Raw genomic sequence first — 20,343 nt, 5'->3', positions numbered from 1 at the left:
TGTACAGCACCTTCACCCGCGCCCCGCGCCGCGCTGACCCGCCCGGCGCTGCCGCGCACCCCGCTGCCCCGCGCCGCGGTTCCTCAGCCGGTGCCCGCGACCGCCGACAGGCGGTGCACGTCGCGGGCGGAGCCCGTGACGCCGCTCAGGAAGCCGCGGGCCCGGGGGGATGCGGTCTCGGTGAGCCAGGCGGGGTCGATGTCGCAGACGGCGACGCGGACCTCGGTGCCGGCCAGGGCCAGCGGGAGGGTGTGGACGACGGTGGAGGGGAAGCTGAGGACGGTGCGGCCGATCGGGCCGCGGCGGGCGATCAGCTCCAGGGGGAGGTCGGGGCGGACGATCTGCAGGCCGGTCTCCACGGCCAGCCGGTGCAGCTTCTCGGCGCTCTCCCGGCGGTGGGCGAAGTAGCGGGCGGCTCCGTGGGTCTTCGCCAGCCCGTGCACGGCGGCCACGTAGCGGTCGGCGTCGACGACGCCGGTCTCCACCAGGGAGGTGCCGACCATGTCGGCGCCCTTGGTGATGCGGGGCGGGCCGAAGCGGGCCCTGGTCCAGGTGAAGTCGTTGGCGGCGACGGTGACGCCGTCCGGTACGTCCTCGATGGGCATGGAGGAGAAGACCGAGACCTGGCGCTCGGGGGTCGGGGTGAGGCGGTGGCGGGCGGACCGGGAGACGGGGGCGAAGAGCAGGTCGCGCGGGCCGGGCCGGCTGCCCTTGCGGTGCCAGCGCACCAGGCGCTCGCCGTGGGCCAGTTGGGTGACGAACTCCATCGTGGCCGTGCCGTCGTCGACGACGACCAGGTCGTGGGCGCGGGTGATGGTGAGGAGCAGCTGCACGTAGCGGGAGAACGGGTCGCCCATGACGATCCGTTCCGCCCGCCGCAGTTCGGCGGTCAGGCCGCCGACCGTGCGGAAGGGGGCGGTGGCGCCGCCGCGCGCCTCCTCCCAGCGGATCTCGTGGCCCTCCTTGCGGGCCAGTTCCGCCATGCGGCGCAGCTGGCCGCGGGTCATCGGGTCGACGGGCGAGAGGACCACGAGGGTGAGCTCCGCGCCGGGTGCGCGGGTGTGCGCCCACTCCAGCACGTTCAGCAGTTGTACCGGGCTCTCGACGAAGGCGAGAGTGCGGGGGCCGGCGTTCCCGGCGCGGGGGCTCATCGGTGGGGGACCGTCCCGTCGTGAGTGGCTCGGTGACCGGGGATCAGACGGTGACGGGCTCGCCCGCGGCGGCGGCGATCTCCGCCTCGGCGACGACGCCGGTGACGCGGCGCAGCTTCTTCATGGGGCCCAGCTCGGAGTCGTAGACCTTCTTGACGCCGTCGCCGAGGGACGCCTCGATGGTGCGGATGTCGCGCACCAGGCGGGTCAGGCCCTGCGGCTCGACGGAGGCGGCCTGGTCGGAGCCCCACATGGCGCGGTCGAGGGTGATGTGGCGCTCGACGAAGACGGCGCCGAGGGCGACGGCGGCGAGCGTGGTCTGCAGGCCGGTCTCGTGGCCGGAGTAGCCGATCGGGACGTTCGGGTACTCCTGCTGGAGGGTGTTGATGACGCGGAGGTTGAGCTCCTCGGCCTGCGCCGGGTACGTCGAGGTGGCGTGGCACATCAGGATGTTGTCGGAACCGAGGACCTCGACCGCGTGGCGGATCTGGCGGGGGGTCGACATCCCCGTCGAGAGGATGACCGTGCGGCCCGTGGCGCGCAGGGCGCGCAGCAGCTCGTCGTCGGTCAGGGAGGCGGAGGCGACCTTGTGGGCGGGCACGTCGAACTTCTCCAGGAAGGCGACGGCCTCGGTGTCCCACGGGGAGGCGAACCAGGCGATGTCCTTGGTCCGGCAGTACTCGTCGATCCGGCGGTACTCGTCCTCGCCGAACTCCACGCGGTGGCGGTAGTCGATGTAGGTCATGCGGCCCCAGGGGGTGTCCCGCTCGATGTCCCACTGGTCGCGCGGGGTGCAGATCTCGGGCGTGCGCTTCTGGAACTTGACGGCGTCGCAGCCGGCCTCGGCGGCCGCGTCGATCAGCTTGAAGGCGTTCTCCAGCTCGCCGTTGTGGTTGATGCCGATCTCGCCGGTGATGTAGACGGGGCGGCCGGGGCCGGCCTCGCGGGTGCCGAAGGTGCGGATGCGGGAGTTGCTGGTCATGGCGGGAGGTTCCTTACTTGGACTGGGTGAGCGTGGGGGACACGAGGGTGGTCAGGGGGGTGTCGACGGGGTCGAGGGCGTCGAGCGACGGGCCCAGGAGCCAGGTCGCGATCTCCCGTACGGCGCCTTCGCCGCCGGGGACGGTGGTGACGGCGCGGGCCGCGCCGCGTACGGCGTCGTGGGCGCTGGCGACCGCCACGGGCCAGCCGACGAGGGCGAAGCACCGGAGGTCGTTGACGTCGTTGCCGACGTAGAGCACGCGGTCGGGGGCGATGCCCTGTTCCGCGCACCACCGCTCCAGGGCGAGGTCCTTGCGGTCGATGCCGTGCAGCACGGGGAGCTTCAGCTTGCGTGCGCGGGCGGCGACCACCGGGTTCACCTCGGTGGACAGGATGAGCATCGTCAGGCCGCTGCGGCGCAGGGCGGCGATGCCGAGTCCGTCGCCGCGGTGCACGGAGACGAACTCCCGTCCGTCGGAGTCGATCAGCACCCGGTCGTCGGTCTGGGTGCCGTCGAAGTCGAGGACCACGGCGTCGATGTCGGCCGCCGTGGGGAGCCGGCTGGGCGGAGCGACGGCGAGCGCGCCGGGCCGGTCCGCGTCGAAGAGCGGAGCCAGGGCGCGGGCGCGGGCCAGGTCGTGCGGGTCGTCGACCTCCAGGACGCGGGCCGGGTCGGTGCGGACCAGGTCGGTGCGGCCGAAGAAGCGGTGCCGGTGCTCGCGAAAGCCGCGGGCGGCCATGGCGTAGGCGGCGCCGGTCTCCAGCAGGTCCTGGGGCCGGTCCTGGCGGCGGGGACGGTACGACTTGTCGTGGTTGACGCCGTGGCCGCCCTCGGCCCCGCCCGCCTCCTCGGCGCCGTCGCGCCAGACGAAGCCGTGGAAGGGGGCGACGGTGACCGCGCTGTCGGCGCCGTCCTCGACGACCGCGCCGGCCACCCCGTCGATGTCCTCGCGGACCAGGAACGGGCTGGTGCACTGGACGAGCAGCACCACGTCGACGGCGGCGCCGTGCAGGGCCTCGTGGGTGTCCATCGCGTGCAGCACGGCGGCCTCGGAGGTGGCCGTGTCCCCGGCGATGGCGGCGGGCCGCAGCACGACCTCGGCGCCTGCCTCGCGGGCCGCGGCGGCGATGGCCTGGTCGTCGGTGGAGACGACCACGTCCGTCACGAGACGGGTGGCCCGGCACTCGCGCACCGCGCGCACCACCAGGGGGACGCCGCCGACGGGGGCGAGGTTCTTCGCGGGCACTCCCTTGGAGCCGCCGCGCGCGGGGATCACGGCGAGCACCCGGCGCACCGAAGCACCGTGGCCCGCTTGCGGGTTGGACATGGAATCTGCTCCTTGCGCAGGTGTCGGGGCGGTCCCCCGTCCCGGGGCGGACCCCCGTCCCGGGGCGGACCCCGGTGCCGGGGCGGACCCCGGTGCCGGGCCGGCCGTCCGTGCCGGGCCGGTGACCGGTGCCGGGCGGCTCACAGCTCCCCCATCCGCCGGATCACCGGGGCGACCCGCTGGACGCCGTGCCGGTAGGCGCCGCGGGCCGCGCGGCGCACCACCTGCCGGACCGGGCCGGGGGGCCGCTCGGCGGCCGGGGCCCCGGGCAGCGGGGTGCCGTCGGGGGCGAGGTGGTGGCGGGCGAGGATGCGGGGGAGGTAGCCGGGTGCGGTGACCAGGGAGTAGTAGGGGGCGAGCGGCGGCAGGCCGCCGGGCCGGGCCAGCAGGGCCGCGACGCGCCCGCGGGCCGCGTCGAAGGCGGTGTCGTAGCCGCCGTCGGCCGCCACGCCCTGCCGGGCGACCCACTCGGGGTCGGGCGCCGGACGGTGGCCCGCGTCGAGCTGGTCCCAGGAGGCGAGGCAGCCGGACCCCACGAAGTGGTGGTTGCCGAGCGCCTCGCGCACCCCCAGGTCGCTGAGGACGACGGTCGGGATACGGCGGTGCAGCGATTCGAGTGCCGCCGTGGAGCTGATGGTGACCAGCAGGTCGGTGCGGTCGAGGACGTCGCCCATGTGCCCGTAGACGAGGCGGAAGTTGGCCGGCGGGTCGGCCCGCTGCACCAGCTTCTGGTAGGGCAGTTCCTCGATGTGCGTGGTGTGTTCGCCGGGCCTGGAGCGCAGCTTGAGCAGCACCTCGCGCTCGGGGTGGAGGCGGGCGTGCCGGATCAGCCTGTCGAGGAGGTAGGTACGGTCCGCGCGGTTGTCCGGCACCGAGGGCTGGGCGGCGAACACGACCGTGTGGGCGCGGCCCCCGCCGCCCTGCCGGTCCTCGCCGTGCCGCCGGTCCTCACCGTCCTGTCCGTCGCCCTCCGTCCCGCCCGGCTCACCGGCGTAGGCGGCTCCGCCCAGGAAGGGCAGGGCGACCTCGGTGACCGCGGCGGCGTCGGCGCCGACCCCCTCGTACACGGCGCGGAAACGGTCCGCGTCCTGGCGGGAGTTGGCGAGGACGAGGTCGGCGCCGTGGCGCAGCAGCAGGCCGTCGGCGAGCTTCTCGTAGACGACGCCGACGTATCCGGTGACGACCACGGGCCGCTCGGGGCGGTCCTGCCAGACCCGGCCGAGCCCGTGCAGCATGGCCTGGACGCCGCCGCCGACCAGGGCGAGGACGAGGACGTCGTACGACTCCTCGCCCCGCGCCCCGTCCATGGCGCGCAGGAACTCGACGGCGGTCACCTCGCGGAGCGAGTCCGCGCTGACGCCGACTTCCCGGAGCTGGCGGGCGGTGGGGGTGGCTCGGCCGCGCAGGAGGTAACCGTCGAGGCGGATCTCCGCTTCCCCGGGGCCGTCGGGCAGGATGCGGGTCGCGGTGAGCGCGCCCCATTTCCACCGGGTGTCGGAGTCCGCCAGGACGGCGACTCGCAGGGCCTTCGTTGCACTTGCTGGCACGCCGTAGACGTTAGGAACGCTTTTCTAGGAACCGCCCAACCGGAATCCAACAGATGGTGAACGGCACACCGCCGAATAGGAAATCCGGCCGCTCCGGGCCCCGGACAGCGCGCGCTTCACCGCTTCGCCATACCTCGTTCACCGCGTGTCAAGGTTCAGGTAAAGCCCGGTGCCGGGTCGGCACCTAACGTCATTCACGTGCCAAAGCTCTCCGTCATCGTGCCGTTCTACAACGTGCGGCAATACGCACCCGACACTCTGCGAAGTCTGCGCGCGAACGCGCGGGACGACTTCGAATTCATTCTCGTCGACGACTGCTCGTCCGACGGGACCGCGGACCTTCTCGCGCGGGCCGAGTCCGAGCTGCCGGGGGCGGTGCTGGTCCGACACGAACAGAACGGCGGCCTGGCCACCGCCCGCAACACCGGCATCGACCGGGCGCGCGGCGAGTACCTGACGTTCCTGGACGGGGACGACTGGCTGGCCCCGGGCCACTACGGCCGGCTCGTCGCCGCGATCGAGGAGCTGGGCTGCGACTTCGTGCGCACCGACCACGTCCAGTGCACGGCACGGGCCCGTGTCGTGCACCGGGTGCCGGTCGGCCGCCGCAACGTCCGGCTGCACCCGCGCGACGCCATCCTCCCCGCCCACCGGTCCACCTCCGTCGACTACGCCTACGCGTGGGCCGGCGTGTACCACCGCCGGCTGGCCGAGCGCGGTCTGCTGCACTTCACCGACGGGCTGCGCACCGCCGAGGACCGGCCCTGGATCTGGAAGCTGCACCGGGAGGCGGAGTCGTTCGCGGTGACCGGGCTGCTCGGCGTCTTCTACCGGCGCGGGGTGGCGTCCTCGCTCACCCAGATCGGCGACGTCCGCCAGCTCGACTTCATCCGCGCCTTCGACGAGGTCGTCGCGGGGGCGGCCGGGGACATCGACGCCGCGCGTCTGCTGCCGAAGGCCGTGCGCACGTACTGCGCGATCATCTCCCACCATCTCGGCTCCGTCGAAAGGTTCGAGCCTGCCGTGGCCCGCAAACTGAAGGCGATGAGCGCCGCCGCTCTGCGACGGATGCCGCAGGACGCGCTCGACGAGGTGCTCGGCACGATGGACGCCGAGCGCGCCACGCTGCTGCGCCGGCTGCGCCGCCGGGCCCTGCCGGGTGCGGAGGTGGCGGCGTGAGTACGCAGATCTTCCTGGCGTCGACGCTGTACGGCACGGCCACGCTCGCCGCGGCCCTGGACGCCGGCTGCTTCGACCCGGCCGACCGGCGGATCCTGCTGGTCTCCAACAACGCGGCGACGCCCGAGACGACCCCCGCCCTGGACGAGATGCCCGGGTTCGAGCGGCTGCGGCCGCGGTTCGACGACGTGGTCTCCTGGAACGAGACGATCTTCCCCTTCCATCCCGGCGGCTGGTCGCCGCGGGTGGAGGACGCGCCCCTGTGGGAGCGGCACCTGCGGCTGGCCTGGGAGCTGGGCGAGGACGACGTGGCACTCGTCGTCGAGTCGATCCAGGTGCACCCCGCGCTCGGCGTGGCGCAGATCTTCACCGACGCGCCCCTGACCGTGTACGCCGACGGCCTCATGAGTTACGGCCCCACCCGCGTCAAGCTCGACCCGCTGGTCGGCACCCGGGTGGAGCGGCTGCTCCACCTCGACCTGGTCCCGGGGCTCGCGCCCCTGCTGCTGACCGAGTTCGACGTCCCGGCGGAGATCGTGCCCACCGAGGCGTTCACCAAGGTGCTGGCCGAGTCGGCGGACACCGGCGTCGCACTGCCCGAGGGCGAGGGGTCGGCGCTGCTCCTCGGCCAGTACCTGTCGGCGCTGGGCATCCTCTCCACCGAGGAGGAGGAGAGCCTGCACGTGGAGATGCTGACGGGCGCCGTCGGGCTCGGCCACTCCCGCGTGGTGTTCAAGCCGCACCCCACGGCGCCGCCCCGCTTCGTCCGCACGCTGGAACAGGAGGCGGAGAAGCTGGGTGTCGAGCTCACCGTCCTCGACACGCCGGTCCTTGCCGAGGTGCTGTACCAGCGGATGCGCCCGGCGCTGGTGATCGGCTGCTTCTCCACGGCGCTGCTGACGGCCTCGGCCCTGTACCGGCTGCCCGTCGCCCGGGTCGGCACGGAGATCCTGCTTGACCGGCTGACGCCGTACGAGAACAGCAACCGGGTCCCGGTCACCATCGTGGACGCCCTGCTGCCCGGGCCCGCCGACCGGGCCGCCGTCGCCGAGGGCCGGCGGGGCCTGGACACCGACGCCCTGGCCGCGCTCGTGCGGGCCGTCGGGTTCGCGATGCAGCCGAGGATCCTTCCCGGGCTGCGCCCGGCGGCCGAGGAGTACCTGCGGGGCAACCTGAACGCCGGCACCCGCCGGTACTTCAAGAAGCGGCGGCTGACCTCGCTGGGCCTGCCCGGCGGTATCCCGGAGCGGCTGGCCTTCCTGCCGCGCAATTCCGCGGCGCGCAAGGTGGTGCGGCGGGCGCGGGCCATCCGGGGTTCGATCAGGCGGTGAGGCGGGGGCCGGTGCCGGCGAGGACCCGCTAGCGGTGCCGTGACCGCACGGGTCCGCCGGGCCCGGACCGCGACTCCCGGAGGGCGTCCGCCTCGGCGGGCGCCCTCTGCGTTTCGGGCACGAGAGCGGTCCGAGCGGTCTGCGTGTCCCGCTGGTCCCGCTGGTCCCGCTGGTCCCGCTGGTCCCGCTGGTCCTGCGGCTTCGGCATCATGATCCAGCGGGAGACCACGAAGGTCACCGGGATCGCCGCCGCGGAGGCCAGCAGGGGCGCGAACCGGCTCCCGGCCCGCAGCACGTCCACGATCACGTACACCCCGGCGGTGGTGATCACGAAGTTGGCGGCGTTCGTCAGGGGGAACAGCAGGAACTTCCGCCAGGTCGGCCGGGTCCGGTAGGTGAAGCGCGCGTTCAGGAAGAAGGACCCGACCATGCTGAGCAGGAACGCGAGGACGTGCGCGAGGAGATAGGGCAGGCGCACGAGGAACAGCAGGTAGAGGCCGTAGTACAGACCGGTGTTGACGACGCCGACCACCGCGAAGGTCGCGATCTGTCTCGGCATCGGGCCGGTGGTGACGGTACGCATCAGCGGATGAGGTCCTTCGCGCGTTCCACGTTGCTCGCCTTCACCAGGAAGTGCGGGCGCCCCTTGACCTCGTAGTAGATCCGGCCGGTGTACTCCCCGATCACGCCCAGCATCACCATCTGCACCCCGGCGAGGGCGGTCACGACGGTGATGATCGTGACGTATCCGGGCGTCTCCACACCGTTGACGAGCGCGGCGCCCACGATCCAGGCCGTGTAGAGCCCCGCGAAGGTCAGCAGGACCATGCCGAGGTGGAGGGCGGCGCGCAGCGGGCGGTTGTTGAACGACAGCAGCCCGTCGAGCCCGTAGTTCAGCAGGGACTTCAGGGTCCAGGAGCTGCGACCGTGCTCGCGCACGGCGTTCTCGTACTCGAAGGTGGTGGTGGGGAACCCGACCCAGGCGAACAGCCCCTTGGAGAAGCGGTTGTACTCGGTCAGGGCCAGCACCGCGTCCACCACACGCCGGGACAGCAGCCGGAAGTCGCCCACGCCGTCGACGAGTTCGACGTCGACGAGCCGGTTGACCAGTCGGTAGTACAGGCGGGCGGTGAGGGTGCGGGCGAACCGGTCGCCGCGCCGGCTGCGCCGGGCGAGCACCTGGTCGTAGCCCTGGCCGTGCAGCTCGACCATGCGCTCGATCAGCTCCGGCGGGTGCTGGAGGTCGGCGTCCATGACCACCACCGTGTCGCCGGAGGCGTGGCGCAGTCCGGCGAGGAGGGCGGCCTCCTTGCCGAAGTTGCGGCTGAAGGAGACGAAGCGGACGCGCGGGTCGCGTACGGCGAGCTGTTCCAGGAGGGTGAGCGTCCGGTCGCGGCTGCCGTCGTCGACGTAGACGAACTCCATGTCGTGGCCGAGCGGCAGCAGGTCGTCGGCGACCTGCTGCACGGCGGTGTGGAAGCGTTCGACGACGTCTTCCTCGTTGTAGCAGGGGGCGACGATCGATATGAGCATGGTGGTCTCCGGGGCGCGGGTCAGAGGGTGCTGGTGGTGCGCTCGCGCGGTCGCGCGGTGGTGCGCGGCTCCGGGCGGGGCGCGGGGCGCCGTCGGCGGACGGCGGTGAGCGTGCCGAGCAGGACGAGGGTCAGGAGCGAGACGCCCCCGACGGCCGTGCCCAGGCGCAGGCCGGGCGGGTGGAAGGTGCAGGTGATGCCGGTCGCGGAGCCGTCCAGCGGGACGGCGATCAGCCCGTAGTAGGTTCGGGCGGGTTCGGCCCCGGCCCCGTCCGCCGCGCAGCGCCAGCCGGCGATCCGGGGAGCGGCGACCACGGCGGTGCCCGTGCTGCCGGCCGGGAGCCTGGCCCGGACGGTCCCGTCGGAGACGGTCACCTCTTCGGCGCCCGTGTCCTTGAGCTCCCGGACGGCGGTGCGCAGCCGCGCGGTGTCGAGGCAGCCGACCGCGCCGTCCGGGACGGTGCCGGTCCGGGTGGGCGACAGCTCGATCCGCACCGGGCCGGACGCCGGGGCCGTGCCGAGCCGCTGCATCGCGGCGATCTTGGCGGCGTCGGAGGTGAAGCGGCCGGTCAGCGGGCCGGCCGGGGTGGCGGTGAGGCGGGCGGTGCCGGAGAAGTGCGGCGCCCAGAGGTAGACCTCGCTGCCCGCCGGGCACCGGGCCGTGATCGTCGGCCGTCGGCCTTCGGCGGCCTTCGTGCGGGGGGCCTCGATCACCGTGCCCGTCCCGTCGCCGGCCGCGCTGTCTCCGGTCGCGCTGTCTCCGGTCGCGCTGTCTCCGGTCGCGCGGTCTCCGGTCGCGCTGTCTCCGGTCGCCCGGTCGGGCCGGCCGCCGTCGCCGGTGCGCACGGTCAGCTCGGGCACCGTGTAGACGCGGGTGCCGAGCAGCAGTTCCTGGTTGCGGTAGGGCGACGGGCCGAAGGCGGAGACGCCGGTGCGGGCGGTGGGCGCGGCGGGCGGCCGGACGGTCACCAGGGGCGGTACGTCCTGCCGGGACACGGTCACCGGGGTGCGGTCGCGGGGATTCCACCTCTGGTGCTGGTCGGGCGGGGAGTGGACCCGGGCGCCCACCGAGAAGATCGCGTCGGTGACGGCGTTGTCCAGGCTCTGCACGTTCCGCCCGCGCGAGGTCCAGCCGTCGCCGAGGGCGGTGAGGGTGCGGCTGAGGACGTCCGCGGTGAGGCTGCTGTAGTACTGGGCGCCCTGGCCGCCCACCACCATCGGGTCGTTGCCCACGGTCTGTTCCCGGCCGGGGTCGGTGCGGTGGGCGGGCCAGCCGTCGGCCCCGGCCACGGCCTCCGCCTGACCGCGCTGCCGGTCTCCCCAGGACGCGTAGTCGTCCAGGTGGTTCAGGCGCAGCCGGGTGGCCACCGCGGAGGTAGCGGCGGCCTCGCCGACCTGGGCGCCGACCAGGAGGACGGCGGCGAGCCCGGCGAGCGCCGCGCGGTGGCCCGGACGGGCACCGCGGCCTGGGGCGTCCGTCCGCGGGGCGGCCGTCCGCGGGGCACTGCCGTCCCCCGCGTCCGGGGCCGTGGGGGCGGCGGCGACGGGCCGGACGGTCTCCAGGTGCCGCAGCAGGAGCAGCCCGCCGAGCGACCCGGCGACGGCCGCGAGCAGTACCGGCCAGGCGTAGGAGTGCACCAGGCCGCTGCGGCTGGCGACGGCCGCCACGAGGGCGAGCAGTGCGGTGGCCGACGCCAGCGCGCGCCGGGCGGGCACGCCGTACGACAGCGTGTGCCAGGCCGCCACGACCAGCAGCGCGCACAGCACGAACGTCTGGCGGTAGGGACTGCCGTTGGGGGTGGCGAAGGCGTGCCAGGCGAGATGGGTCGGCGTCCACTGCATCGACAGCGCGACGGCGGCCACCAGCAGGGTCCAGCCGGCGCGCACCCGCACGGGGGCGGCCCGGTGGAAGGGCAGCGCGAGGGCGAGCAGCAGCGTGGCGGTGCCGACGAAGACCGCCGGGCTGCCGAATCCGTACGTCGTCGGAAGCAGCCGGGCGAGCAGGTCCTCGGTCCCGACCGGCGCGAAGTGCGTGACGCGCCCCGGGTAGGCGTGCCGGGTGCCGAAGTAGACGACCGTGACCAGCGGTGCCGCCAGGCCGACGCCGAGGGCCACGGTGACCGCGGCGCGGCCGGCCGCCGCCCACGCCGGGCGGCGCGGGAGGCCGGAGAGCCACAGCCGCAGCAGCAGGAAGAGACCGGCGCCGAGGGTGGCCATGTACGCGGTGTAGAAGTTGGCGATCCAGGCGAGCGCCACGATCAGCACGCCGGACAGCCGGCGCCGTCCGGTGAGCGCCCATTCCCCGACCAGGCACAGCAGGGGCAGGGCGACGAGACCGTCGAGCCACATCGGGTTGTACGAGGCGTCGGCGAGCGACCAGCCGCACAGCGCGTACGCGGCGCCCAGCAGCCCCGCGGCCCACCAGCGGCCGGGGCGCAGCCGCAGCAGCAGCCAGGCCATGGCGGCCCCGGCGCAGGCGGTCTTCAGCACGGTGACCGCGTAGACGGCCAGGTCGATCTCGTCCCTCGGGAACAGGGCGACGAGCAGGGCGAACGGACTGCTCAGGTACGTACCGAGGTCGGGCAGGAAGCTGGAGCCGTACCCGGACTGCCAGTTGACGAGCAGCCCGCCGTCGGACCGGCCGTGCAGCAGGTCCCACAGGTGGGCGTGGAACGGCACGTACTGGTTGCCCAGATCGTTGACCGCGCGGGTGCGGGGGCCGAAGGGGTAGCTGCGGGCGACGGCGTCGGCCGCGCAGAACGCGATGACGGTGACGGCCGCGGCCAGCAGTGCGGCGGCCCGCCGCGGTCTGCCGCGCAGGATTGGGCGAATCATTCTCGGCGGACCCCAAGCAAATTCGTCGCGTACAGCGCCTCCTGTGGGGACGTCACTCCCTGCGCGCTTGTCCGACCGATTAGACCGGGGCTGTTCCCCCCTTGTTGTGCCACAGCCGGTGAACTATGGGGGAATAATCAATGACCAATCGCGCCCACGGCCCGCCGGAACAATCAATTCGAGTCGCATTCCGTCGACCGAAAGGAAAACTTCATGCATCCTGAAAGTGGCGCGGGGGTTAATTGGATCTTTCGCGGCGGCCCGCCGGAAAATTCGGTTGCGCATTTCCTGGGCTAGCCTGTGCGCCACCTCCCACGTGTCCGACGCATCTCCCCCATGACGGATAGAGGCCCCTGCTCCATGAACAGCCGCTCCCTGCTCCGCAGCTCGGTGTCCCGGCGTCTGCTGCGCCCGGTGGCCGACCTCATAGACCAGCGCATCGAGCGTCAGGTCCGCTCGGCGGTCCGCCGGACCGACGCCGGGACGGCACCGGCCGCCCCGGACACCGAGCGGCTGGCCCGTGACGTCGAGGTGCTCAGGCACCGGCAGCTCACCTTCGAGCTGCTGCTCGGCCCCGACGGCCGCGGCATCTCCCGCATGGTGGGCGAGGCCTCGCTGGAGCACCTGTACGCCGAGGTCGCGGAGTTGTCGGGGGACCGCGACGCGGCGGTGCGCAACGTCGCCGCCGCGTTCCGGCTCCTGGTGGCGCTGGAGTCGCTGGGCGTCGGCCGGATCGCGGGCGGCACCATGAACATCTGCGGCAAGCTCGGCACGATCCCGCTGCTGGACCCGCCGAACGACGAGATCCTGGAGATCGGCACCCTGTACGGCATGTTCTCCACGGGGCTGGTCCGGATGATGGAGCGCGACGGCCGCAGCCCGCACCTGACCATCGTCGACCCTTTCGCCGGCGTGCAGCTCCAGCCGGGCACCGACCAGCGCCCGGACCCCACGGGCGCGCCGGTGGACGAGCACGCCGTGCGCACCAACCTCGCCCTCGCCGGCCCGGCGGGCGCCGCGGCACGCATCCGGCAGGGCTTCTCCGAGGACCCGGAGACCCGGGCGGCCGTGGCGGACCGCAGCTACGGCGTGATCGTCGTGGACGGAGACCACTCGGCCGAGGGCGTCGCCCAGGATCTCGAGTGGGCGGAGGAGATCGCGGCTTCCGGCGCGATCGTGGTCCTGGACGACTACGGCGATCCCCGCTGGCCGGGCATCAAGGACGCCCTGGACGACCGCCTCCGGGGGAAGACCCGCTTCACCTTCCTGGGCAAGGCGGCCCGCTCGGCGTACCTCCGGGCGGCCTGACGGGCCGAGCGGCAGGACCGGGCTGCGCGCGGTGCCGGGCCGGACACGTTGGGCAATTCGTGCGATTTTCTGCCCATCGGATCGCGCGCGCCCCCTCCCTTTCGGGGGCCGAGGGGGCATCCTCGCCTCATGGCCACTGCGCAAGAGACGCACGAGTACCCCGGAGAGCTGAACGACGTCCCCGGCTGGTTCTGGCCGCTCGACCAGGTGCTGTTCTCCTGGTTCCTGGAGCGCCAGGAACGGCTGCACACCCGGGGCGACCTGCTCGAACTGGGCGCCTACCTGGGCAAGAGCGCGATCCTGCTGGGGCACCACCTGCGGGACGGCGAGACCCTGACCGTCTGCGACCTGTTCGGGGCCGAGCCGCCGGACGCCGCCAACCGGGCGGAGGCGGCGAAGTCGTACTCCTCCCTCACCCGCCAGGCCTTCGAGCGCAACTACCTCTCCTTCCACGACACCCTGCCGACGATCATCGAGGCGCCCAGTTCCGCGGTCGTCGACCGGGTCGCGCCGGGCTCCTGCCGCTTCGTCCACGTCGACGCCTCGCACCTGTACGAGCACGTCGAGGGCGACATCGGGGCGGCCAGGGAGCTGCTGGGCCCCGACGGCATCGTCGTCCTGGACGACTTTCGCAGCGAGCACACCCCGGGCGTCGCCGTCGCGGCCTGGGAGGCGGTGCTCAACCGCGGGCTGCGCCCGGTCTGCCTGAGCAGCCAGAAGCTGTACGGCACCTGGGGCGACCCGGAGCCCGTGCAGGAGGAGCTGCTGGCGGCGCTGCGCGGGCGCGAGGACATCGCCGTGACCGTGGAGCGGGCCGCCGCACAGCGGCTGGTGCGGACCCGCGCCAGGAGCAAGCGGCTGCGGCCGCCCTCGCTGCCGTCCTCACGGCACCCGGCGCCCGCCGCGGTGCCGGCTCCGGCGCCGGACGCGGGCCGGGCGGACGCCGCACCGGCGGCGGGCCGGACCGCCCAGGCCCGTCCGCCGGCCCGGGCGGCTCGCCCGCCGGCCCCGCGGGAGCGCACCCGGCGGCTCGCGCTCGACCTGCTGCCGCCACTGGTCACGCGCGCGGTGCGCCGCCACCGGGCGGCCCGGCGGGCGAAGGCGGCGGGGGCGGGGAGAGCGGCTCAGTCGAGGCCGTAGGTGGCCGCGACGCCCTCGATCACCAGGGCCAGCGACTCCTCGAAGTGCCGGTCGTGGTCCGTGAAGATCTCCGCGCCCGCCGCGGCCGTCAGGGGGTAGTCGGCCAGCAGGCGGGCGCGTTCGTCCACGTCGTAGCCCTCTCGGCGCTCGCCGGGCACGGGAACGACGCCCTGTTCCTCGGTGACGAAGCCGAGGGTGAACTGGTACGTCGTGGTGGTCGCCCGGACCGCCTGGGCCAGGGTGAACCCCGCGGCGGTGAACAACCGCAGGGTGCCCTCCATGTACTCGGCGTGCACCGCGCCGGTGAAACGTGAACCGCTGAACACCTTGGCGCCGTCGCGGTAGGCGAGCAGGGACGCGCGCAGGCCGCGGTTGGCCTTGAGCAGCCGCTCCCGCCAGGTGTCGGCCGGGTCGAGGGGTGTCCCGGCGACCATCCGCCGGTACATCTCGGTGGCCATCTCGTCTAGCAGGGCCTGCTTGTCCTTGAAGTGCCAGTAGAGGGCGGGCGCCTTGACGTCCAGCTCCCTGGCGATGGTGCGCAGGGTCAGACCGTCGAGTCCGACCTCGTTCAGCAGCTCCAGCGCCGTGTCCGCGACCCGTCGGCGGTCGAGGGGGGCGCGTCGTTCCGTACTCACGCTTGACACCTTAACGGCGTTAGGTCCATCCTCGGACCCGGACGTAACTTAACGTCGTTAAGGAGACTTGCCGGTGAATGTCACGGATACGCACGCCCTGGACACGGACGTGCTGATAGTCGGCGCCGGCCCCACCGGCCTCGCCCTCGGTGTGGACCTGGCCCGGCGCGGGGTGGACGCGCTGGTCCTGGAGGGGGCCGGAGAGCTGTTCCCCGGCTCGCGGGGCAAGGGATTCCAGCCCCGCACGATGGAGGTCTTCGACGACCTCGGCATCGTCGACGCGATCCACGCGGTGGGCGGCCCCTACCCGGTCGGCATGGTCTGGCGCGACGGCGAGCGGGTGGGCGAGCACCAGATGTTCGAGCCGGCCGAGCCGAGCGAGGACTCGCCGTACAACCGGGCGTGGATGGTGCCGCAGTGGCGCACCCAGGAGATCCTGGCGGCGCGGCTCGCCGAACTGGGCGGCAAGGTCGCCTTCCGCCACGAGGTGGCCGGTGTCACGCAGGACGGCACGGGCGTCACCGCGCACCTCGCCGCGGGCGGGACGGTACGCGCCCGCTACCTGGTCGCGGCGGACGGCGGCCGTTCGGCGGTGCGCCGCGCGCTCGGCATCGGCATGACCGGCGAGACCGTCGACCCGAGCCCGACGCTGGTGGCGGACGTCCGGATCAGCGGCCTGGACCGCGACAACTGGCACGTCTTCCCGCCCCGGGACGGCGAGGACTTCCTCGCCGTCTGCCCGCTGGCCGGCACCGAGGACTTCCAGGTGGTGGCGCGGTTCCCGGAGGGCGCCGCCGTGGACACCTCACCGGACGGCGTGCGCGAGGTCGTCGCGCGGCGCTCGCACATCGCCGCCGAGGACGTGACCGAGGTGCGCTGGACCTCCGACTTCCGGCCGCGGGCGGCCCTGGCCGACCGCTTCCGCGCGGGCCGGGTCTTCCTCGCCGGCGACGCGGCGCACGTGCACTCCCCCGCGGGCGGCCAGGGGCTGAACACCAGCGTCCAGGACGCCTACAACCTGGGCTGGAAGCTGGGCGCGGTGCTGTCGGGCGGCGCCCCGGCCGCCCTCCTGGACAGCTACGAGGAGGAACGGCGCCCGGTCGCCGCGCGGATGCTGGACCTGTCGACCGCCGTCCACCGCGGCGAGGTGCGGCGCGGCGGCGAGACCCGGCAGATGGGGATCGGATACCGGGACTCGTCCCTGACGGTGGAGACGCGTGCCGTCCCCGAGGGTGCCCTGCGGGCCGGCGACCGCGCGCCCGACGGCACCGTGGGCGGCGTCCGGCTCTTCGACGCGTTCCGCGGACCGCACTGGACGCTGCTGGCACTGGGCGCCGCGGCGCCCCCGGTGCCGGAGTCGGTGCCCGTCGTCCGGGGGCCCGGACACGCGAGGTACGGCACCGGGCTCTTCCTGGTCCGGCCGGACGGCTACGTCGGCTGGGCGGGCGAGGACGCGACCGGGCTCGGCGGCTACCTGGCCCGCTTCGGACCGGCCTGACGCCGGGGGTCCGGTCGCCGCCCGACGGGGTGTCCTGGGCCGGACCCCGCGGCATCGGCAGGATCCGGACGACGTCCTCCGGCTAGGGGGTGTCGTTCGGATCAGGCCGGCTCCGGGCGACGGTGCCCTGTTGCCGACCCGAGCGGGGTCTGGTGCGTGCGGCTGCGAGGCGGAGGAGGGCGACAGGGCGGAGCCCTGGCAACCGACGGCAACGCCGCAGATGTGCGTGCCGGACCCCGCGACCCACGGCAAGATCCCACACCCCCTAGGCGCTGGCCACCGACAGCTTCACCGCGAAGCCGAGGAACAGCGCGCCCGCCGCCGAGGTCGCCCCCGCCGACAGCCGCTTGCGGCGGCGGAAGGCGGCGGCCAGCTTGGTGCCGCTGAAGATCAGCGCGCTCAGGTAGAGGAAGCTGAAGAACTGGGCGAAGGCGCCGAGGACGACGAAGGACACGGCGGGGTAGGCGTAGCCCGGGTCGACGAACTGCACGAAGAAGGCGACGAAGAAGAGGATCGCCTTCGGGTTGAAGAGGCTGACGACCAGCGCCCGGCGGAAGGGCCGCTCGTCCCCGGCCACCGGCTCGGCGGGGTCCGTCGCCGCCTGCTCGCGCCGGGTCCGCCACATCCCCCACGCGGCCCGCATCATCCCGACGGCGAGCCACGTGAGGTAGCCGGCGCCGGCGTACTTCACGATCCCGAACAGCACGGCGTTGGCCTGGAGCAGCGAGGCCACTCCGGCGGCCGACAGCGTCATCAGCACCGCGTCGCCGCACCAGACCCCGGCGGCGGCCGTGTACCCGGCGCGCACGCCACGGCGGGCGGCCACGGAGAGGACGTAGAGGGAGTTGGGGCCGGGCAGCAGGACGATGAGGACGAGGCCCGCGAGGTAGGTGGGGAGATCTGTGACGCCGAACATGGAGGGAGTGTCGCACGCGGGTGCGGCACTGCCCGCCGGTGTTCCAGCCGTCGGTACGGCCGCGCACGCAGCGCGTCCGACGGGTGATCAGAAACGCACTCAGAAGGCGTCGGAGGGCACGTAGGTCCCCCACACCTCCCGCAGCGCGTTGCACACCTCGCCCACCGTGGCGCGGGCGCGCAGCGCGTCCTTCATCGGGTACAGGACGTTGTCCTCGCCCTCGGCCGCCTTCTTCAGGGCCGCCAGCGCCGAGTCCACCGCCGCCTGGTCACGCTCCGCGCGGAGCCTGGCCAGGCGTTCGGCCTGCTGGGCCTCGATGGCCGGGTCGACGCGCAGCGGCTCGTAGGGCTCCTCCGCGTCGAGCTGGAAGCGGTTGACGCCGACCACGACCCGTTCGCCGGAGTCGGTCTCCTGGGCGATGCGGTAGGCGGAGCGCTCGATCTCGCTCTTCTGGAAGCCGTGCTCGATGGCGTTGACCGCGCCGCCGAGGTCCTCGACCTTGCCCATCAGCTCCAGGGCCGCCGCCTCGACGTCGTCGGTCATCTTCTCCACGACGTAGGAGCCGGCGAAGGGGTCGACGGTCGCCGTCACGTCCGTCTCGTAGGCGAGGACCTGCTGGGTGCGCAGGGCGAGGCGCGCGGACTTGTCGGTGGGCAGCGCGATGGCCTCGTCGAAGGAGTTGGTGTGCAGCGACTGCGTGCCGCCGAGGACCGCGCCGAGACCCTGCACGGCCACGCGGACCAGGTTCACCTCGGGCTGCTGGGCGGTCAGCTGCACGCCCGCGGTCTGGGTGTGGAAGCGCAGCATCAGCGACTTGGGGTTCTTCGCGCCGAACTCCTCCTTCATCACCCGCGCCCAGATCCGGCGGGCGGCGCGGAACTTGGCGACCTCCTCCAGGATCGTCGTCCGGGCCACGAAGAAGAAGGAGAGGCGGGGCGCGAAGTCGTCCACGTCCATGCCGGCCGCGACCGCGGTGCGCACGTACTCGATGCCGTCCGCGAGGGTGAACGCGATCTCCTGCGCGGGCGAGGCGCCGGCCTCGGCCATGTGGTAGCCGGAGATCGAGATGGTGTTCCACTTGGGGATCTCGGCCCGGCAGTACTTGAAGATGTCGGCGATCAGCCGCAGCGAGGGCTTCGGCGGGAAGATGTACGTCCCGCGCGCGATGTACTCCTTCAGCACGTCGTTCTGGATCGTGCCGGTGAGCTGGTCGGCGCGCACGCCCTGCTCCTCGGCGACGAGTTGGTAGAGCAGGAGCAGCAGGGAGGCCGGCGCGTTGATCGTCATCGACGTGGAGACCTTGTCCAGCGGGATCCCGCCGAACAGCACGCGCATGTCGTCGATGGAGTCGATGGCGACGCCGACCTTGCCGACCTCGCCGCTCGCGATGGGGGCGTCGGAGTCGTGGCCCATCTGGGTGGGCAGGTCGAAGGCGACCGACAGGCCCATGGTGCCGTTGGCGATGAGCTGCTTGTAACGGGCGTTGGACTCGGTCGCCGTGCCGAAACCGGCGTACTGGCGCATCGTCCACGGCCGGCCCGTGTACATCGACGGGTAGACACCGCGGGTGAAGGGGTACTTCCCGGGCTCGCCCAGCTTCTCGGCCGCGTCCCAGTCCGCCAGGGCGTCGGGACCGTAGACCGGTTCGATGGGCAGCCCGGACTCGGACTCGCGCGTCATGGTGTGATGCCTCCCGCTGAGCACATGTTCCTACTGCTCGAACTACCCGTCATTGACCCGCCGGTACGGACCGGCATCTCGACGGACTGTATCCGCGTGCGTGCACCCGGTGGAGTGGCCCACGCTGGGACCTTGCTCACAGCCTCGATGCGGTCCCGGTCACAACGATGCCGTGTCGTTCGCGGCGCGTCATCCGCGGGCACAAGTCAGGTGACGTCGGTGCTGGGCCGTGGGACGACGGGGGGCCGTGATGCGTGGGACGGGCATGGGGAACACGGGACGGGCGGTCGCCGTCGCGCTGGGAGCGGCCCTGGTGGCGGGCGGCTGCACCGTGCAGGGCACGGGACCGGACGGCAGGGGGCGGGCGCCGGTGCGCATCGACGTCACCACCGGGGCGCCGTCGAAGAGCACGTCGTCCCCGGGCCGACGCTCGCCGAGCGCGCCGCCGGCCGGACCGAGGACCGGCCGGGTGCTGTGGGAGCCGGGCGACACCGGCCGTGACGTCCGTGAACTGCAGGCCCGGCTGCGGCAGGTCGCCTGGCTGGTGGACGGGCCGACCGGGACGTACGACGACCTGACCGAGCGCGCCGTCAGCGGGTTCCAGGGCAAGCGCGGACTGCCCAGGACCGGCCGGACGGACACCGTCACCTGGCAGCGGCTGCTGGGGATGACGCGCGAGCCGGGCAAGTGGGACCTGTACCTGATGGGCGGGCAGCCCGCCGCCGCACCCGACCCGCGCTGCACGACCGGACGGGTGATGTGTGTCAGCAAGTCCACCCGGACGCTGCGCTGGATGATCGACGGGCGGACCGTGTCGACGATGTCCGTGCGCTTCGGCTCGCAGCACACGCCGACCCGGGAGGGCGTCTTCCGGGTCTACTGGAAGTCCCGCGAACACTGGTCGACCCTCTACGACTCGGCCATGCCGTACGCCATGTTCTTCAGCGGCGGCCAGGCCGTGCACTACTCCTACGACTTCGCGGCCCACGGGTACGCGGGCGCCTCGCACGGCTGCGTCAACGTGCGGGACGAGGGAGCGATCGCGGATCTGTACAAGCAGGTGAGGAACGGCGACAAGGTCGTCGTCTACCGGTGAGGCCGCGCGGCGGGGAGACCGCGGGCGGCGAAGGGGGGCGCGGGCGGGACCGGGGGAACGTGTCCCGCCCGCGCCGAGATGCACGAGCCGCAGGTACGGGGGGAACCCCGGCTCGGTGCAAGAGCCGATGACCAGTCGGCTCATTTCTTACTGCGTCACGGCGGCGGAAAGTGTCACACCCTCGGC

16 protein-coding genes are annotated in these 20,343 nt (G+C 73.3%); 6 read left to right on the top strand and 10 right to left on the bottom strand.

The annotated features are described in order from the left end of the window. Positions 1-83: 83 nt before the first annotated feature. The 4 genes from EV562_RS18110 to EV562_RS18095 all read right to left on the bottom strand — a co-directional run bounded on the left by EV562_RS18110 (position 84) and on the right by EV562_RS18095 (position 5,007). Entirely contained in the window at positions 84-1,151 is a 1,068-nt protein-coding gene (locus EV562_RS18110) for a hypothetical protein (protein WP_133887820.1), read from the bottom strand. 43 nt (positions 1,152-1,194) lie between these two features. Next, on the bottom strand, positions 1,195-2,133 hold the full coding sequence (locus EV562_RS18105; RefSeq protein ID WP_133887819.1) for an N-acetylneuraminate synthase family protein: 939 nt from the start codon (positions 2,131-2,133) through the stop codon (positions 1,195-1,197). A 13-nt stretch (positions 2,134-2,146) separates the two neighbouring features. Continuing rightward, positions 2,147-3,460, bottom strand: coding sequence for an N-acylneuraminate cytidylyltransferase (locus EV562_RS18100; RefSeq protein WP_133887818.1), 1,314 nt, complete (start codon positions 3,458-3,460; stop codon positions 2,147-2,149). Between the two features lie 140 nt (positions 3,461-3,600). Further along, on the bottom strand, positions 3,601-5,007 hold the full coding sequence (locus EV562_RS18095) for a DUF6716 putative glycosyltransferase (protein WP_133887817.1): 1,407 nt from the start codon (positions 5,005-5,007) through the stop codon (positions 3,601-3,603). A 198-nt stretch (positions 5,008-5,205) separates the two neighbouring features. Here EV562_RS18095 and EV562_RS18090 point away from each other — a divergent pair, with 198 nt between their 5' ends. After that, positions 5,206-6,186: a glycosyltransferase family 2 protein gene (locus EV562_RS18090; protein WP_133887816.1), complete on the top strand. Its 981-nt coding sequence runs from the start codon at positions 5,206-5,208 to the stop codon at positions 6,184-6,186. After that, positions 6,183-7,517 carry a polysialyltransferase family glycosyltransferase gene (locus EV562_RS18085; protein ID WP_133887815.1) on the top strand — a complete coding sequence of 445 codons (1,335 nt, stop codon included), beginning with the start codon at positions 6,183-6,185 and terminating at the stop codon, positions 7,515-7,517. Before EV562_RS18090 ends, EV562_RS18085 begins: the two co-directional genes overlap by 4 nt. A gap of 28 nt (positions 7,518-7,545) precedes the next feature. Here the strand turns inward: EV562_RS18085 and EV562_RS18080 are convergent, their stop codons facing one another. From EV562_RS18080 to EV562_RS18070, 3 genes are read right to left on the bottom strand one after another with little or no spacing between them, the layout of a single operon-like run. Then, complete coding sequence (locus tag EV562_RS18080; protein ID WP_133887814.1) at positions 7,546-8,100, bottom strand: GtrA family protein; 555 nt, start codon at positions 8,098-8,100, stop codon at positions 7,546-7,548. Then, on the bottom strand, positions 8,100-9,050 hold the full coding sequence (locus tag EV562_RS18075) for a glycosyltransferase family 2 protein (RefSeq protein ID WP_133887813.1): 951 nt from the start codon (positions 9,048-9,050) through the stop codon (positions 8,100-8,102). The genes EV562_RS18080 and EV562_RS18075 overlap by 1 nt, the downstream gene beginning before the upstream one ends. 20 nt (positions 9,051-9,070) lie before the next feature. Further along, positions 9,071-11,884, bottom strand: a complete 2,814-nt coding sequence (locus EV562_RS18070; RefSeq protein ID WP_133887812.1) for a YfhO family protein — start codon at positions 11,882-11,884, stop codon at positions 9,071-9,073. A 360-nt stretch (positions 11,885-12,244) separates the two neighbouring features. Here EV562_RS18070 and EV562_RS18065 point away from each other — a divergent pair, with 360 nt between their 5' ends. Both EV562_RS18065 and EV562_RS18060 read left to right on the top strand, forming a co-directional pair. Then, positions 12,245-13,192 carry a class I SAM-dependent methyltransferase gene (locus EV562_RS18065; protein WP_133887811.1) on the top strand — a complete coding sequence of 316 codons (948 nt, stop codon included), beginning with the start codon at positions 12,245-12,247 and terminating at the stop codon, positions 13,190-13,192. A 129-nt stretch (positions 13,193-13,321) separates the two neighbouring features. Continuing rightward, positions 13,322-14,332, top strand: a complete 1,011-nt coding sequence (locus tag EV562_RS18060; RefSeq protein ID WP_133887810.1) for a class I SAM-dependent methyltransferase — start codon at positions 13,322-13,324, stop codon at positions 14,330-14,332. Here EV562_RS18060 and EV562_RS18055 read toward each other — a convergent pair. Continuing rightward, entirely contained in the window at positions 14,317-14,967 is a 651-nt protein-coding gene (locus tag EV562_RS18055) for a TetR/AcrR family transcriptional regulator (RefSeq protein ID WP_133887809.1), read from the bottom strand. The two genes, EV562_RS18060 and EV562_RS18055, sit on opposite strands and share 16 nt — an antisense overlap. Positions 14,968-15,064: 97 nt before the next feature. Between EV562_RS18055 and EV562_RS18050 the strand changes: the two genes are divergently transcribed. Further along, positions 15,065-16,465, top strand: coding sequence for an FAD-dependent oxidoreductase (locus EV562_RS18050; RefSeq protein ID WP_166661856.1), 1,401 nt, complete (start codon positions 15,065-15,067; stop codon positions 16,463-16,465). Between the two features lie 265 nt (positions 16,466-16,730). On the opposite strand, the gene leuE is transcribed toward EV562_RS18050, so the two are convergent. Together leuE and EV562_RS18035 are read right to left on the bottom strand one after the other, a co-directional pair. After that, positions 16,731-17,381: a leucine efflux protein LeuE gene (gene leuE, locus EV562_RS18040; protein ID WP_133887807.1), complete on the bottom strand. Its 651-nt coding sequence runs from the start codon at positions 17,379-17,381 to the stop codon at positions 16,731-16,733. A gap of 99 nt (positions 17,382-17,480) precedes the next feature. Then, positions 17,481-19,061 (bottom strand): methylmalonyl-CoA mutase family protein, encoded by a 1,581-nt coding sequence (locus tag EV562_RS18035; RefSeq protein ID WP_133887806.1) that lies wholly within the window; start codon positions 19,059-19,061, stop codon positions 17,481-17,483. Positions 19,062-19,311: 250 nt separating this feature from the next. Between EV562_RS18035 and EV562_RS18030 the strand changes: the two genes are divergently transcribed. Then, positions 19,312-20,157, top strand: a complete 846-nt coding sequence (locus EV562_RS18030) for a L,D-transpeptidase family protein (protein ID WP_133887805.1) — start codon at positions 19,312-19,314, stop codon at positions 20,155-20,157. The last annotated feature ends 186 nt before the right edge of the window (positions 20,158-20,343 follow it).

It is taken from the genome of Streptomyces sp. BK208, assembly GCF_004364245.1.
Lineage (GTDB): Bacteria > Actinomycetota > Actinomycetes > Streptomycetales > Streptomycetaceae > Streptomyces.
This window is presented reverse-complemented; position numbering and strand designations above follow the sequence as displayed.

Bases quoted from the DNA above. Each gene is read 5' to 3' on its own strand.
- EV562_RS18110 (WP_133887820.1), bottom strand. From the start codon at position 1,151: ATGAGCCCCCGCGCCGGGAACGCCGGCCCCCGCACTCTCGCCTTCGTC.
- EV562_RS18105 (WP_133887819.1), bottom strand. From the start codon at position 2,133: ATGACCAGCAACTCCCGCATCCGCACCTTCGGCACCCGCGAGGCCGGC.
- EV562_RS18100 (WP_133887818.1), bottom strand. From the start codon at position 3,460: ATGTCCAACCCGCAAGCGGGCCACGGTGCTTCGGTGCGCCGGGTGCTC.
- EV562_RS18080 (WP_133887814.1), bottom strand. From the start codon at position 8,100: ATGCGTACCGTCACCACCGGCCCGATGCCGAGACAGATCGCGACCTTC.
- EV562_RS18075 (WP_133887813.1), bottom strand. From the start codon at position 9,050: ATGCTCATATCGATCGTCGCCCCCTGCTACAACGAGGAAGACGTCGTC.
- EV562_RS18070 (WP_133887812.1), bottom strand. From the start codon at position 11,884: ATGATTCGCCCAATCCTGCGCGGCAGACCGCGGCGGGCCGCCGCACTG.
- EV562_RS18065 (WP_133887811.1), top strand. From the start codon at position 12,245: ATGAACAGCCGCTCCCTGCTCCGCAGCTCGGTGTCCCGGCGTCTGCTG.
- EV562_RS18060 (WP_133887810.1), top strand. From the start codon at position 13,322: ATGGCCACTGCGCAAGAGACGCACGAGTACCCCGGAGAGCTGAACGAC.
- leuE (WP_133887807.1), bottom strand. From the start codon at position 17,381: ATGTTCGGCGTCACAGATCTCCCCACCTACCTCGCGGGCCTCGTCCTC.
- EV562_RS18035 (WP_133887806.1), bottom strand. From the start codon at position 19,061: ATGACGCGCGAGTCCGAGTCCGGGCTGCCCATCGAACCGGTCTACGGT.
- EV562_RS18030 (WP_133887805.1), top strand. From the start codon at position 19,312: ATGCGTGGGACGGGCATGGGGAACACGGGACGGGCGGTCGCCGTCGCG.